Below are 15,049 nucleotides of genomic sequence, written 5' to 3'. Positions count from 1 at the left end.
AAAACCTGGGATTCCGCTAGTTCCCACCTTCAAAGAAGCAGAAGAAATGCGGGGGGCTTTAATCCCCTCTCCCTTTAAGGGAGAGGGTTAGGGTGAGGGTATGAAACTTACTGCGCTGCCGCTGGTTTACGCGGTGGGCGACGGCGACGGGTATTATCCCCTGCCGGCTTCGCAGCACCTTCGCCCTGCGGTTTACCGCTGCGACGCGGGCCGTTGTTACGCTCACCGGAAGCATTCGCGTTTCCGCCGTTGCCACTGCGACGCTGGCCCTGACCCTGGCTTTGACCACCGCGACCTCCCTGGCCGCCACGACCACCGCCGCCACGCTGCTGACGACCGTTGACGATTGGCTCGGCCGGAATGGATGGATCAACATCAAAACCTGGCAATGCGATACGTGGGATCTCGCGCTTCAGCAGACGCTCGATGTCGCGCAGCAGCTTATGCTCGTCCACGCACACCAGAGAAAGTGCTTCACCGGTGGCTGCCGCACGACCGGTACGGCCAATACGGTGCACGTAGTCTTCCGGCACGTTCGGCAACTCATAGTTAACAACGTGCGGTAGTTCTTCAATGTCCAGGCCGCGAGCCGCGATATCAGTCGCCACCAGCACGCGAATACCACCGCTTTTGAAGTCCGCCAGCGCGCGTGTACGAGCGCCCTGGCTCTTGTTGCCGTGGATTGCCGCCGCGGTGATACCGTCTTTTTGCAGCTGCTCTGCCAGATGGTTAGCGCCATGTTTGGTGCGGGTGAACACCAGCACTTGCTGCCAGTTGCCTTCGCCAATCATCTGCGACAGCAGTTCCCGCTTGCGCTTTTTGTCCACAAAGTGAACGTGCTGCGTGACCTGCTCAGACGCCGTGTTGCGGCGAGCCACTTCCACTTCTTCCGGGTTGTGCAGCAGCTTCTCAGCCAGCGCTTTAATGTCGTCGGAGAAGGTTGCGGAGAACAGCAGGTTCTGGCGGCGTGCAGGCAGTTTAGCCAGCACGCGACGAATGTCATGAATGAAGCCCATATCCAGCATGCGGTCGGCTTCGTCCAGCACCAGAATCTCGATCTGATCGAGTTTCACCGCATTCTGATGCTCAAGATCCAGCAGACGGCCTGGGGTTGCTACCAGCACATCCACGCCGCCGCGCAGCTTCATCATCTGCGGGTTAATGCTCACGCCGCCAAAGACAACCAGCGAGCGGATATTTAAATATTTGCTGTAGTCGCGGACGTTCTCACCAATCTGCGCCGCCAGTTCGCGGGTTGGGGTGAGGATCAGCGCACGCACCGGGCGACGGCCCTTCAGGTGAGGCGCGCTGTCGGTCAGACGCTGTAACAGCGGCAGGGTAAAGCCTGCGGTTTTGCCGGTGCCGGTTTGGGCACTGGCCATCAGGTCACGGCCTGATAAGACTACCGGGATTGCCTGGCGCTGAATTGGGGTAGGCTCACGATAGCCCTGCTCTTCCACCGCACGCAAAATATCGGCATTCAGGCCGAGAGAATCAAAAGACATAGGAACTCCAGAACCGCCCTGACCGCATTGTGCGGTGTAGTTTCCAGGGGGAACATCACGCGCCAGCGCTAAGCTGGCGAAGAGAGGAGGCGCAAACCACGGCGCCGTTCGCGTGCAGTGTAGCAGTTTTTGTGATCTTCCGCATAAATTCTCATTTTCCTCTCCGCAAGCAGAATAAAGCCTTGTACTGGACAGGGTTGATAACTTTGCTTACTCTTAATCAATCGATTGATTAACATTCTAAGAGGTCGGTATGACACCTTCGCCGACGCCGGTCACCAGCCGCGGAGAGCAGGCTAAAAATACGCTCATCACCGCCGCCATCGCGCAATTCGCTGAATATGGCATGCATGCCACCACGCGAGATATCGCCGCCCAGGCTGGGCAAAATATTGCCGCGATCACCTACTACTTTGGCTCCAAAGAAGCGCTGTATATGGCTTCCGCTCAGTGGATTGCCGATTTCATCAGCGGTAACTTTCACGAGCATGTTGCCCACGCAGAAGCCCTTCTTTGCCAGCCCGAACCGGACAAAGAGAAAATACGGCATCTTATTCATACCGCGCTCGGGCAAATGATCGCCCTGCTGACCGCCGACGACACGCTCAACCTGAGCAAATTTATCTCCCGCGAGCAGCTTTCCCCGACCGCCGCTTATCAGCTTATTCACCAGCAGGTTATCGACCCGATGCACACTCTGCTGACCACGCTGGTGGCGCATTACACCGGGCGAGATCCTTTTGATACCGACACTATTTTGCATACCCACACGCTGCTCGGCCAGGTGCTGGCCTTCCGGCTTGGGCGAGAAACGATTCTGTTGCGCACCGGCTGGCCTCAGTTTGACCAGGCCAAAGTGCAGCAAATAAGCCGCGTGGTGCTGAGCCACGTTGATTTCATCCTGCAGGGATTATCCGTAAACAGAGGAAAAGCTTGTGATGAACAATAAGAAGCCGGTGATTGCCGTCATTGTGATTCTAGTGCTCGTGGCCGCGGCGTTTGGCGGCTGGAAATGGTATCAGAGCCAGCAAAACAGCGAGCTAACGCTTTACGGCAACGTGGATATCCGCACCGTTAACCTTAGCTTCCGCGTGGGAGGGCGACTCGCGGCGCTTGAGGTAGATGAAGGCGATGCAATCAAAACCGGTGAACCGCTGGGGCTGATAGATAAAGCACCGTATGAAAACGCTTTGCGCCAGGCCGAAGCCAACGTTGCGGCCGCCCAGGCTAAGTACGATTTGATTATTGCGGGCTACCGTGACGAAGAAATAGCCCAGGCTGCAGCGCAGGTTAACCAGGCGCAGGCGGCCTATGATTACGCGCAAAACTTCTACCAGCGCCAGCAGGGGTTGTGGGCGACCAAAACCATCTCGGCGAATGATTTAGCCAACGCCCGCTCGTCCAGCGACCAGGCAAAAGCCACGCTGAAAGCGGCCAAGGATAAGCTCAGTCAGTACCGCAGCGGCAACCGCCCGCAGGAAATCGCTCAGGCGCAGGCCAGCCTTCAGCAAGCCAAAGCACAGCTGGCTCAGTCGCAGCTAGATCTGCAGGACACCACTCTGATTGCGCCTTCTGACGGCACGTTGCTGACCCGTGCCGTTGAACCCGGCAGCATGCTTAACGCAGGCAGCACGGTACTCACCCTGTCGCTCACTCGCCCGGTGTGGGTTCGCGCCTATATCGACGAAACCAACCTCGGGCAGGCCAAACCCGGCAGCGAACTGCTGATTTACACCGATGGCCGCCCGGACAAGCCATACCATGGCAAAGTGGGATTTGTGTCTCCAACGGCGGAATTCACGCCAAAAACGGTTGAAACTCCCGATTTGCGCACGGATTTAGTCTACCGCTTACGCATTATCGTGACCGATGCAGATGACGCGCTGCGTCAGGGCATGCCCGTTACGGTGAAATTCAACGGTGGAACTCAGCATGAGCAGCAATGACGCGGTCATTCATCTGCAGGGGCTGGTGAAGCGTTTCCCTGGCCTTGAAAAACCGGCCGTCGCCAGCCTGGATTGCGAAATTCATGCCGGGGCAGTCACCGGCCTGGTCGGCCCGGACGGCGCGGGGAAAACCACGCTCATGAGGATGCTGGCTGGATTGCTGCAGCCAAGCGAAGGCGCAGCCTCGGTGATCGGCCTCGACCCGATTGAAGACGATCGCGCTTTGCACGCTGAACTGGGCTACATGCCGCAGAAATTTGGCCTGTACGAAGATTTGACGGTAATGGAAAACCTGAAGCTTTATGCCGACCTGCGCGGCGTGACCGGGGAGCAGCGTAAAAGCACCTTTGCCCGACTGCTGGAATTCACCTCTCTCGGGCCGTTTACCGAGCGGCTGGCGGGCAAACTCTCAGGCGGGATGAAGCAAAAGCTTGGTCTCGCCTGTACGCTCGTCGGCCAGCCGAAAGTCCTTTTGCTGGATGAACCTGGCGTAGGCGTAGACCCCATATCCCGGCGTGAACTGTGGCAAATGGTGCACGAGCTGGCGGGCGAAGGCATGCTGATCCTCTGGAGCACATCGTATCTCGATGAGGCCGAGCAGTGCCGAGAAATCCTGCTGATGAACGAAGGCGAGCTGCTTTATCACGGTGCGCCGAAAGCGCTGACGCAGAAGATGGCCGGGCGTTCACTACTGGTCAGCCACGATCAGGAGAATAATCGCCAGCTACTTCAGCGCGCGCTGAAGCTGCCGCAGGTCAGCGACGGCGTGATTCAGGGGCGCTCTGTGCGGCTGATCCTTGCCAAAGAGGCAAAAGTGAACGATCTGGCAAATGCCCTGCACGTGCCCGAATCCAGCCTGAAAGAAACTGACCCGCGTTTTGAAGACGCGTTTATTGATTTACTGGGTGGCGCCGCCGCGAACGAATCGCCGCTGGGCGATATTCTTCATACCGTTGACGGCAAGTCAGGTGAGACGGTGATTCAGGCCGAAGAGCTAACCAAAAAATTCGGCGACTTTGCCGCCACCGACCACGTTAACTTTGCCGTTAAGCGCGGTGAAATCTTCGGGCTGCTTGGCCCTAACGGCGCCGGCAAGTCCACCACCTTCAAGATGATGTGTGGTTTGTTAGTCCCCACTTCGGGCAAAGCACTGGTGCTGGACATGGATTTGAAAACCAGCTCCGGCAAAGCACGCCAGCACCTGGGCTACATGGCGCAAAAATTCTCCCTCTATGGCAACCTGACCGTGGCACAAAATCTCCGTTTCTTCTCCGGTGTTTATGGCCTTCGCGGGCGCGTTCAGCAGGACAAAATTGCCCGCATGAGCGAGGCATTTGCGCTGCAGCCTATCGCCAATAGCACGACAGATTCTCTGCCTCTGGGTTTTAAGCAGCGGCTGGCGCTTGCCTGCTCGCTGATGCACGAACCGGATATTCTGTTTCTCGACGAACCGACATCCGGCGTGGATCCCATTACCCGCCGCGAGTTCTGGCTGCATATCAACAGCATGGTAGAGAAAGGCGTGACGGTGATGGTGACCACTCACTTTATGGATGAGGCCGAATACTGCGACCGCATCGGGCTGGTCTACCGAGGCAAGCTGATTGCCAGCGGCACGCCGGACGACCTAAAACAGCAGATAGCGGATGACGACACGCCCGACCCCACCATGGAGCAGGCGTTTATCGGGCTGATTCACGAGTGGGATAAGGAGCACAGCGATGAGCGAACATAGCCAAAGGATATCGTGGCGCCGCGTCCGCGCCCTGTGCGTGAAAGAAACCCGGCAAATCGTGCGCGACCCCAGCAGTTGGTTAATCGCCGTAGTTATCCCGCTTCTGCTGCTGTTTATCTTCGGCTACGGCATTAATCTCGATTCCAGCCGCCTCCACGTCGGCGTGCTGATCGAGCAGCAGAGCGAAGACGCGCTGGATTTCACCCACGCCATTAGCGCCTCGCCGTTTATTGAGCCCACCATCAGCGATAACCGCGAGCAGCTGATTCAGCTCATGCAGGCCGGGAAAATTCGCGGCATGGTGACGATTCCGCCCGATTTTGCGCAGAACATGGCCCGCCCCGGCGCAACGGCCCCGATTCAGGTGATCACCGACGGCAGCGAGCCCAATACGGCTAACTTTGTTCAGGGCTATATGCAGGGGATCTGGCAGCTTTGGCAGCAACAGCGGGCGGAAGATCGCGGGGAGCACTTTGAGCCCTTAATCGAAGTGCAGCTGCGCTATTGGTTTAACCCCGCTGCCATCAGCCAGCACTTTATAATTCCCGGCGCGGTGACCATCATCATGACGGTCATTGGCGCTATCCTGACCTCTCTGGTCGTGGCCCGGGAATGGGAGCGCGGCACCATGGAGGCTCTGCTTTCCACGCAGGTGACGAAGACCGAACTGCTGCTCTGCAAGCTGGTGCCCTATTATGTTTTGGGGATGCTAGCCATGCTGCTTTGTATGCTGGTGACGGTGTTTATTCTAGGCGTACCGTGGCGCGGCTCGCTGTTACTGCTGTTTCTGATCAGCAGCCTGTTTTTACTTAGCACGCTGGGCATGGGGCTGCTGATCTCCACCATTACACGCAACCAGTTTAACGCCGCGCAGGTCGCGCTGAACGCCGCATTTTTACCGTCCATCATGCTGTCCGGCTTTATTTTCCAGATAGACAGTATGCCGGCGATTATCCGGGCGGTGACCTACGTCATCCCGGCGCGCTACTTCGTCAGCACCCTGCAAAGCCTGTTCCTGGCGGGGAATATCACCTCGGTGTTGATCGTCAACATGCTGTTTTTGATTGCCTCGGCGGTGATGTTTATCGGCCTGACGGCGCTGAAAACCAAACGTCGGCTCGATTAAGGGAGGAAGCATGTTTTATCGTTTATGGACGTTGATTCGCAAAGAGCTGCAGTCGCTGCTACGCGAGCCGCAGACCCGCGCCATCCTGATTTTGCCGGTGCTGCTGCAGGTGCTTTTGTTCCCGTTTGCCGCCACGCTTGAGGTCACCAATGCCACCATCGCTATTTATAACGAAGACAACGGTAACCATTCGATTGAGCTGACCCAGCGCTTTGCCCGTGCCAGCGCCTTCAGCCACGTGCTGCTGCTGAAAAGCCCGCAGGAAATACAGCCGACGATAGACAACCAAAAAGCCCTGCTGCTGATTCGTTTCCCGGCAAATTTCTCGCGCGATATTGCCAGTCAGAATCCGGCGAGGCTGCAGATTCTGCTCGACGGGCGTAACTCAAACAGCGCGCAGATTGCCGCGAATTACCTCCAGCAAATCGTCAATAACTATCAGCAAGAGCTGATGACCGGCCTGCCTAAACCCAACAACAGCGAGCTGACTATTCGCAACTGGTATAACCCTAACCTCGATTACAAATGGTTTGTGGTGCCGTCGCTGATTGCGATGATTACCACCATCGGCGTGATGATTGTAACGTCCCTCTCCGTGGCCCGGGAACGCGAGCAAGGCACGCTCGATCAGCTGTTGGTTTCTCCCCTGGCCACCTGGCAAATCTTTATTGGCAAAGCGGTTCCCGCGCAGATTGTCGCGTTGGTGCAGGCCACCATTGTGCTGGCGGTAGGAATTTGGGGCTACCACATCCCCTTCTCCGGCTCGCTGCTGCTGTTTTACTTCACGATGATTATCTACGGGCTGTCGCTGGTGGGGTTCGGGCTGCTGATTTCCGCCCTCTGCTCAACCCAGCAGCAGGCGTTTATTGGCGTGTTTGTCTTTATGATGCCGGCGATCCTGCTCTCCGGCTATGTCTCACCGGTGGAAAACATGCCGGTGTGGCTGCAGGATTTGACGTGGATAAACCCGATTCGTCATTTTACCGATATCACCAAGCAGATTTACCTGAAGGATGCGAGCTTTGGGATTGTCTGGCAGAGTTTGTGGCCGCTGCTGGTGATTGCGGCCACGACGGGTTCAGCGGCGTACTGGATGTTTAGGCGTAAGATTGCGTGATTTGTCTTTCGCGAGCAGAGAGAAGATAGCTGGCCCGGCGAGCATTGCCAGGCCGGCGAGCGCCAGAAGAAGGTGACTCTGTACCACTCGAGACAGTAGCCACAGCGCAATCATTGCGTTGCCGAAATACCATGTAGTAGTCAGCTCTTCAAGAAAATCACCGATATCGCGCAGCAAACCGGTGTGAAAACGCTGGAAGATAAACATCAGCACCACGGTGGCGACATAAAGCAGGCACAGCCCTACGCCCACGGGGATCAGGGTCGCGGTTTTCCAGCCAACGAGCAGCGCAGCGACCACCGCAAGATGCAGCATAATCTGCCAGCAACCCAGTCCGGTTCTCACTCTTACACGTTGTTGCCACTTCATGCTTTATCTCCTGGAGTATTTCTTCCTGTTAATCAGAGTACGCAAGTGTACGGAAATTTCCTCAATACGCCCCCTTTTTGTGACAGATATTGCAATTTATTTCCGTTCAGGCAGGTAAAAGTCGCGCGAGGAAAAGCAAAACTGCGGGGAAAACTCCCTCCCCGCGAAGGGGAGGGAATGCGTAGATTAGCGGCGGTTACCGAAGATACGCAGCAGCATCAGGAACAGGTTGATGAAGTCCAGATACAGCGTCAGGGCACCCAGAATTGAGTATTTACGCAGCATTTGTGCATCGCGGGTATCAATTTGCTCGCCGATGTTTTTCAGTTTCTGCGTGTCGTATGCGGTCAGGCCCACAAAAACCACCACGCCGATGTAGGTGATGGCCCACATGAGCGCATCGCTTTTCAGCCAGAAATTAACCAGCGAAGCCAGTACAATCCCGATCAGCGCCATAAAAAGCATGTTGCCGAAGCCGCTCAGGTCACGTTTGGTGGTATAGCCATAGAGGCTCATGGCACCAAACATCCCGCCTGCCACCACAAATGTGCTGGCGATGGACGAATAGGTATAAACCAGGAAAATGCTCGCCATGGTCAACCCGGTCAGCGCCGAGTAAAGCATAAACAGCGACGTCGCCACGCCAGCACTCAGTTTGTGCACCATGCCGGAGAGCACAAAGACCAGCCCCAGTTGAACGATGATCAGACCAAAGAAAGTGATTTTACTGGAGAAGACAAACTCCATCACCGCCGGGGTATTCGCCGCGTACCACGCGATAAAGGCGGTTAAAAGTAGACCGCAGGTCATCCAGCCGTAAACTTGCGCCATAAAGGTCTGAAGGCCCGTATTGGCACGCTGCACGATAGTCTCATTGGGACGCGGGAATCGGTCCATGATGCTTCCTCTGTGTTGTGAATTAAACTTCTGACGCGAGCTGTTTGGCTCACCCGCTTTAAGATTAACACATCCCGCAGACCGCGTAGCCTACCAGCGTTTAGCCGCCTGCTTATCGCTGTCCCGGGCTTCGACCCAGCGGTCGCCTTCGGCGGTCGCTTCACGTTTCCAGAACGGGGCGCGAGTTTTCAGGTAATCCATGATGAACTGGGCGGCTTCAAACGCTGAGCTGCGGTGCGCGCCCGTCACGCCGACAAAGACAATTTCATCGCCTGGCCACAGTTCGCCGATGCGGTGAATCACCGTCACGCGCTGCAGCGGCCAGCGGCTTCTGGCCTCGGCGACAATTTCAGCCAGCGCTTTTTCGGTCATGCCCGGATAATGTTCAAGCGTCAGGGCGCTAACGCTGTCGCCAAGGTTGTGATTGCGAACTTTACCGGTGAAGGTCACGACCGCACCGTCTTCATCGCACTGAGAAAGCCACTGATACTCTTCGCCGACGTTGAAATTCTCGCGGCCAACAATAATACGGGTGCTGTCCACTTAACCTCCGGTCACCGGTGGGAAAAAGGCCACTTCGTCGCCCTTCGCCAGCGGATGATCAAAGCTCACCAGCGTTTGATTGACCGCGGCCAGCAGCTTGCCGGACTCCAGCGCCAGCGCCCACCGGCTGCCTCTGTCGGCCAATGCCGCACGCAGTTGCTCCACATCGCCGTAGGCTTCATCCAGCGCCAGGCTGTCGCAGCCGACCAGTTCGCGTACCTGGGCAAAAAACAGAACATTAAGCATCGTTTGCCACCTTAAAATCGCCGGATTTTCCGCCGCTCTTTTCCAGCAGACGGACAGGGCCGATGACCATGTCTTTTTGTACGGCTTTGCACATGTCATAAATGGTCAACGCAGCGACGGAGGCCGCAGTCAATGCCTCCATTTCTACGCCGGTTTTTCCCGTCAGGCGGCACACGGACTCGATACGAACTCGGTTTTGCTCAGTCTGAGCCTCAAGCTGCACTTCTACTTTGCTCAGTAAAAGCGGATGGCACAGCGGAATCAGTTCCCAGGTGCGTTTAGCGGCCTGGATCCCCGCGATACGTGCGGTGGCAAAAACGTCACCTTTGTGGTGGCTGCCGTCAACAATCATCGCCAGCGTTGCCGGCTGCATGGTCACAAACGCTTCGGCGCGGGCCTCACGAACCGTCTCAGCCTTGGCGGACACGTCCACCATATGTGCTTCCCCGGCGGCGTTAATATGGGTCAAATGCGACATAACTTACTTCTTAATATGTGGGTGGAAATTGCACGGGCGCTGACGCGCATCCAGTTGAGGCTGAATGATATTTTCCCAGGCGGTTCGGCAGGCCTTCGTTGAGCCCGGCATGGCGAAAATCAGCGTTTTGTTCGCCATGCCCGCAACGGCGCGTGACTGCAGCGTAGAGGTGCCAATCTCTTCAAAGGAGAGCATACGAAACAGCTCGCCGAAACCTTCAACTTCCCGGTCAAACAGCGGGAGAAGCGCCTCCGGCGTCTGGTCTCCGTCGGTAAACCCGGTGCCGCCGTTGATCAACACCACCTGAACCTGCTCATCGGCAATCCACTGCGAAACTGCGGCCCGGATGGCATAACGGTTTTCTTTGACGATAGCTTTGTCTACCACCTGATGCCCCGCTTCCGTGGCGACTTCACTCAGATAATGACCCGAAGTGTCGTCATCTTCACAACGACGGCTGGACACCGTCAAAATAGCAATACGTGCCGGGATAAACTCTGCGCTTACCTGACTCATCGATATTCTCCTTGTGGGCAGGCTCTAGCCGCCGATATACGACAGATTTTGGGTGATGCCGGTGTTACCGTCATGCAGGAAATGGGTTTGCTTTTTCTGCGCCAGCGCAGAAGAGATACGTCCCTCCAGTTCGCTTTGCTGGGCGTCATCCGCCAACAGATCCCGCAGCGCAATTCCCTGCTCGCCAAACAGGCAGAGGTGCAGGTTACCGACGGACGAAACTCGCAGCCGGTTGCAGCTGGCACAGAAATCTTTCTCATACGGCATGATGAGCCCGATTTCGCCTTTGTAGTCGGGATGGCAGAACACCTGGGCAGGGCCATCGCTGCGCTGACGCAATTGGTGAACCCAGCCTCGCTCAAGCAGCTGGTCGCGAATGGTTTTACCGGAAATATGGTGTTTGCGGAAAAGCGAGCCGCCGTCTCCGGTTTCCATTAGCTCAATAAAGCGGAGCTGGATGGGGCGCGGTTTGATCCAGGCAAGGAAGGTCTCGAGCTGATTGTGGTTTACGTCGCGCATCAGCACGGTGTTCACTTTTACTCGCTCAAACCCCGCGTTGAAAGCCGCGTCAATGCCATCCATCACCTGCCGAAATTTATCCTGGCCGGTAATGGCATGAAACTGACGAGCGTCCAGGCTGTCGACGCTAACGTTCAGGGCAGTCAGCCCCGCATCACGCCAGGCGTTAACATCCCGGGCCAGGCGATAGCCGTTGGTCGTCACCGCAAGCTGGCGAATAGACGTGTTTTCACGCACCGCGGCGATGATTTCGGTAAAGTCGCGGCGCAAAGAAGGTTCCCCGCCCGTCAGGCGCACCTTTTCGGTACCGAGAGCAGCAAAAGCCCGGGTAACGCGACGGATTTCATCGACGTTGAGGAAGCTTTTATTGGCCACGCCGTGCGGCTTATAGCCGTCGGGCAGGCAATAGCTGCAGCGAAAGTTGCAGACGTCGGTAATTGATAAGCGCAAGTAATAGAACTTACGCGCAAAAGCATCGGTAAGCTGGGACACTGAATACACCTTTCCAAATACGGGAGATGCAGTCATTTCTTCCTGCACCCTGGCAACCTCAGGGGCTGCGGCCAGGGCACCTTATCTTGTGACTTAGGTACCATGGCTTGAGTGTGTGTTACTGCGATAGTAGCGCGACATCTGGCTTCGCGCTATATCAGTTTTCGCTATATAAATCTATACATAACGAGATAATTGCTTAATTTCGCTACAGAGTACTTAAAAAGCTAACTTTTACTTTGATATGTATCATTATCCACAGAGCAAGAATCGTCTTTTTGGCGCTTTTACGCTACCTTAAGCGCCTGTATGCCTCTTAAGGATTATCTTTTCTATGCGTAATCGCACGCTTGCAGATCTTGATCGGGTTGTCGCGCTGGGCGGTGGGCACGGCCTGGGTCGCGTCATGTCATCCCTTTCATCCCTCGGCTCACGTTTAACCGGCATCGTCACCACCACCGACAACGGCGGCTCAACCGGACGTATTCGACGCTCTGAGGGCGGGATTGCCTGGGGAGATATGCGCAACTGCCTGAATCAGCTGATCACTGAACCAAGCGTGGCATCAACAATGTTTGAGTATCGTTTTGGCGGTAACGGCGAACTTTCAGGCCATAACCTCGGAAATCTAATGTTAAAGGCGCTGGATCACCTCAGCGTGCGCCCGCTGGAGGCAATCAATTTAATTCGCAACCTGCTAAAGGTCGATGCGCAGCTGATTCCGATGTCGGAGCATCCGGTCGATTTAATGGCTACCGACGACCAGGGCAACGCCGTGTATGGCGAAGTGAGTATCGACCAGTTGCTCAATCCACCGCAGGATCTGGCGGTCTACCCGAAAGTCCCGGCCACGCGTGAAGCCTTAGAAGCCATCGCTGAAGCCGATTTAATTTTGATTGGCCCCGGCAGCTTTTACACCAGCCTGATGCCGATTTTGCTGCTTGAAGAGATGGATCAGGCGCTGCGCCGCACGCCAGCGCCGATGGTGTATATCGGCAACCTGGGCAAAGAGCTAAGCCCTGCCGCAGCCAGCCTTTCCCTGCGCCAAAAGCTTGAATTGATGGAACAGCATATCGGAAAACGCGTTATCGATGCCGTGCTGGTTGGCCCACACGTTGAGGCCAGCGAAGTGGGCGACAGGTTGGTTATTCAACAGCCGCTGGAAGCCAGTGACATTCGGTATCGCCACGACCGCCAGCTGCTGCGGGCGGCCCTCGAACAGGCCGTGCAGCAGCTCGGGTAAACCTCGCCGCTTATGAGGCGGCGATAAAGAGTTCGCGCAGCTTGTGAAGCTGGTCGCGAATCTGCGCCGCTTCTTCAAACTCCAGATTTTGCGCGTGTTCCAGCATATTCGCTTCAAGCTGATGAATTTTCTGCTGCAGCGCTTTCGGCGTCAGCACAACTTCATCATCTTCAATCACGCTGCGTGCTTTGGTTTTAACCCGCCCTTTGGTCTTCGCCATGCCTTCGCCAAGCTGCAGAACGTCCACGACTCGTTTGTTCAGGCCCTGCGGCGTAATGCCATTTTCTTCGTTGTAGCGCTGCTGCTTCTCACGGCGGCGTTCGGTTTCACCAATCGCTTTGGCCATTGACGGCGTGATTTTATCGCCGTAGAGAATCGCCTTACCGTTAACGTTACGCGCCGCACGGCCGATGGTCTGAATAAGCGAGCGCTCGGAACGCAGAAAACCTTCTTTGTCCGCATCCAGAATGGCAACCAGCGACACTTCCGGCATATCAAGACCTTCTCGCAGCAGGTTGATCCCCACCAGAACGTCAAATTCACCGAGGCGCAAATCACGGATAATCTCCATGCGTTCCACGGTGTCGATATCCGAGTGCAGGTAGCGTACGCGTTCACCATGCTCCTCTAAATATTCGGTCAGGTCTTCCGCCATCCGCTTGGTTAATGTCGTCACCAGCACGCGTTCATTGATGGCCACACGTTTACGAATTTCAGAAAGCAAATCGTCTACCTGCGTTGCCACCGGACGCACTTCAATCACCGGATCGAGCAGCCCCGTAGGACGAACAACCTGGTCAACGATGTCCTCGCCAGATTTTTCCAGCTCATAGTTGCCCGGCGTCGCTGAAACGTAGATGGTCTGCGGGGCCAGCGCTTCAAACTCTTCAAATTTTAACGGTCGGTTGTCCAGCGCCGACGGCAGGCGGAAGCCATATTCCACCAGCGTTTCTTTACGGGCGCGGTCGCCGCGATACATGCCGCCAATTTGCGGAATGGTGACGTGGGATTCATCCACCACCAGCAGGCCATCTGCCGGAAGATAGTCAAAAAGCGTTGGGGGCGGTTCGCCAGGCCCTCGCCCGGAGAGGAAGCGCGAGTAGTTTTCAATGCCCGAACAATAACCCAGCTCGTTCATCATCTCGAGATCAAACTGGGTACGCTGGGCAATACGCTGCTCTTCCAGCAGTTTATTATTTTCCAGCAGGAACTTGCGGCGCTCGGCCAGCTCAACTTTGATATCTTCCATCGCCTGCACAATACGCTCGCGCGGCGTAACGTAGTGCGATTTAGGGTAAATAGTAAAACGCTGAATAGTTTGATCGATTTGCCCGGTCAGTGGATCGAACAGCGACAGCCTCTCAACCTCTTCGTCGAACAACTCTACACGCAGCGCAAGATCGTCTGATTCAGCCGGGAAGATATCGACCACCTCCCCTCTTACGCGGAACGTACCGCGCTGGAATGCCTGATCGTTGCGGGTGTATTGTAACTCCGTAAGACGGCGCAGGATCGCCCGCTGATCGATGATCATACCCTTCGTCAGGTGAAGCATCATCTTCAGGTACAGGTCCGGGTCACCCAGACCGTAGATCGCCGACACGGATGCCACCACGATGACGTCCCGCCGCTCAAGCAACGCTTTGGTCGCCGACAGACGCATCTGCTCAATGTGTTCGTTCACCGACGCATCTTTTTCAATGAAGGTGTCCGAGCTTGGCACATAAGCTTCAGGCTGATAGTAATCGTAGTAAGAGACAAAAAACTCAACGGCGTTGTCCGGGAAGAACTCTTTCATTTCACCGTAAAGCTGCGCCGCCAGCGTTTTATTTGGCGCCAGTACCATCGTGGGGCGCTGAAGGTCGGCTATCACGTTTGCTACCGTGAAGGTTTTACCCGATCCCGTTACGCCCAGCAGCGTCTGGTGCGCCAGCCCGTTTTCAAGCCCGTCTTTCAGGCGAAGGATTGCTTCAGGCTGGTCGCCAGAAGGTTTAAATGCGGAATTCAGTTTGAACGCTTTACTCATGAACGGGCTACCTGATGAAGAAACGAGCGGGCCGGAGAGTAATTTTACCCGGCAGCAGGATTTTTGCCAGTATAAAAACTGTATAAAACACCAGTTCTCATTTTTACTACGCCTGCTAACGACTGCTTTTTGCCACTTTGTTTGCCCAGAATTTGCCCCTTCACCAGATAAATCTCCAGCCACGACCGGTTATCCCCAAATTTTTTCGCCTTTTAACATTTGTCAAGGGAGGTAAGGATACCTCGGGCCGAATGTTTGACAGTTTTATTGCAACTGTTGCTTTTATTTAAC

General features: G+C 55.8%; 15 protein-coding genes and 1 riboswitch. Of the genes, 6 read left to right on the top strand and 9 right to left on the bottom strand.

The genetic code is table 11. The features are described from left to right. Positions 1-107: 107 nt before the first annotated feature. Complete coding sequence (gene rhlE / locus F3J26_RS18690; RefSeq protein ID WP_166995359.1) at positions 108-1,505, bottom strand: ATP-dependent RNA helicase RhlE; 1,398 nt, start codon at positions 1,503-1,505, stop codon at positions 108-110. A gap of 253 nt (positions 1,506-1,758) precedes the next feature. Between rhlE and cecR the strand changes: the two genes are divergently transcribed. From cecR to F3J26_RS18665, 5 genes are read left to right on the top strand one after another with little or no spacing between them, the layout of a single operon-like run. After that, positions 1,759-2,454, top strand: coding sequence for a transcriptional regulator CecR (cecR, locus tag F3J26_RS18685; protein WP_166995357.1), 696 nt, complete (start codon positions 1,759-1,761; stop codon positions 2,452-2,454). Then, positions 2,444-3,451, top strand: a complete 1,008-nt coding sequence (gene hlyD / locus F3J26_RS18680; RefSeq protein ID WP_166995356.1) for a secretion protein HlyD — start codon at positions 2,444-2,446, stop codon at positions 3,449-3,451. Before cecR ends, hlyD begins: the two co-directional genes overlap by 11 nt. Continuing rightward, entirely contained in the window at positions 3,438-5,186 is a 1,749-nt protein-coding gene (locus F3J26_RS18675) for an ATP-binding cassette domain-containing protein (protein WP_166995355.1), read from the top strand. Before hlyD ends, F3J26_RS18675 begins: the two co-directional genes overlap by 14 nt. Next, entirely contained in the window at positions 5,173-6,312 is a 1,140-nt protein-coding gene (locus F3J26_RS18670) for an ABC transporter permease (protein ID WP_166995354.1), read from the top strand. Before F3J26_RS18675 ends, F3J26_RS18670 begins: the two co-directional genes overlap by 14 nt. Positions 6,313-6,322: 10 nt before the next feature. Further along, complete coding sequence (locus tag F3J26_RS18665) at positions 6,323-7,429, top strand: ABC transporter permease (RefSeq protein ID WP_166995351.1); 1,107 nt, start codon at positions 6,323-6,325, stop codon at positions 7,427-7,429. Here F3J26_RS18665 and F3J26_RS18660 read toward each other — a convergent pair. From F3J26_RS18660 to moaA, 7 genes are all read right to left on the bottom strand, one after another. Then, on the bottom strand, positions 7,391-7,798 hold the full coding sequence (locus F3J26_RS18660; RefSeq protein ID WP_008456275.1) for a YbhQ family protein: 408 nt from the start codon (positions 7,796-7,798) through the stop codon (positions 7,391-7,393). The genes F3J26_RS18665 and F3J26_RS18660 overlap by 39 nt on opposite strands. A 186-nt stretch (positions 7,799-7,984) precedes the next feature. Continuing rightward, complete coding sequence (locus F3J26_RS18655; RefSeq protein WP_008456273.1) at positions 7,985-8,695, bottom strand: Bax inhibitor-1/YccA family protein; 711 nt, start codon at positions 8,693-8,695, stop codon at positions 7,985-7,987. Between the two features lie 90 nt (positions 8,696-8,785). Further along, positions 8,786-9,238, bottom strand: coding sequence for a molybdopterin synthase catalytic subunit MoaE (gene moaE / locus F3J26_RS18650; RefSeq protein ID WP_008456271.1), 453 nt, complete (start codon positions 9,236-9,238; stop codon positions 8,786-8,788). After that, positions 9,239-9,484 carry a molybdopterin synthase sulfur carrier subunit gene (gene moaD / locus F3J26_RS18645; protein WP_008456269.1) on the bottom strand — a complete coding sequence of 82 codons (246 nt, stop codon included), beginning with the start codon at positions 9,482-9,484 and terminating at the stop codon, positions 9,239-9,241. Continuing rightward, positions 9,477-9,962, bottom strand: a complete 486-nt coding sequence (moaC, locus tag F3J26_RS18640; protein WP_008456267.1) for a cyclic pyranopterin monophosphate synthase MoaC — start codon at positions 9,960-9,962, stop codon at positions 9,477-9,479. Before moaC ends, moaD begins: the two co-directional genes overlap by 8 nt. A 3-nt stretch (positions 9,963-9,965) precedes the next feature. Then, complete coding sequence (moaB, locus tag F3J26_RS18635) at positions 9,966-10,478, bottom strand: molybdenum cofactor biosynthesis protein B (protein ID WP_166995350.1); 513 nt, start codon at positions 10,476-10,478, stop codon at positions 9,966-9,968. Positions 10,479-10,502: 24 nt separating this feature from the next. After that, positions 10,503-11,525 (bottom strand): GTP 3',8-cyclase MoaA, encoded by a 1,023-nt coding sequence (gene moaA, locus F3J26_RS18630; protein WP_166995348.1) that lies wholly within the window; start codon positions 11,523-11,525, stop codon positions 10,503-10,505. Further along, a riboswitch (molybdenum cofactor riboswitch) is annotated at positions 11,481-11,615 on the bottom strand. (Overlaps the previous gene by 45 nt.) Before the next feature lie 208 nt (positions 11,616-11,823). On the opposite strand from moaA, the gene yvcK reads away from it, so the two are divergent. Continuing rightward, a complete protein-coding gene (gene yvcK / locus F3J26_RS18625) occupies positions 11,824-12,732 on the top strand; it encodes a uridine diphosphate-N-acetylglucosamine-binding protein YvcK (protein WP_008456260.1) in 909 nt (302 codons plus the stop codon). 10 nt (positions 12,733-12,742) lie between these two features. Here the strand turns inward: yvcK and uvrB are convergent, their stop codons facing one another. Next, positions 12,743-14,758, bottom strand: a complete 2,016-nt coding sequence (uvrB, locus tag F3J26_RS18620; protein WP_166995346.1) for an excinuclease ABC subunit UvrB — start codon at positions 14,756-14,758, stop codon at positions 12,743-12,745. Between the last annotated feature and the right edge of the window lie 291 nt (positions 14,759-15,049).

Origin of the sequence: Enterobacter sp. Ap-867, from assembly GCF_011752855.1 — a bacterium.
In the GTDB taxonomy this organism is placed as follows: domain Bacteria; phylum Pseudomonadota; class Gammaproteobacteria; order Enterobacterales; family Enterobacteriaceae; genus Cedecea.
Note: the sequence above shows the minus strand (reverse complement) of the source record. Positions and strands in the feature narration are given on the sequence as shown.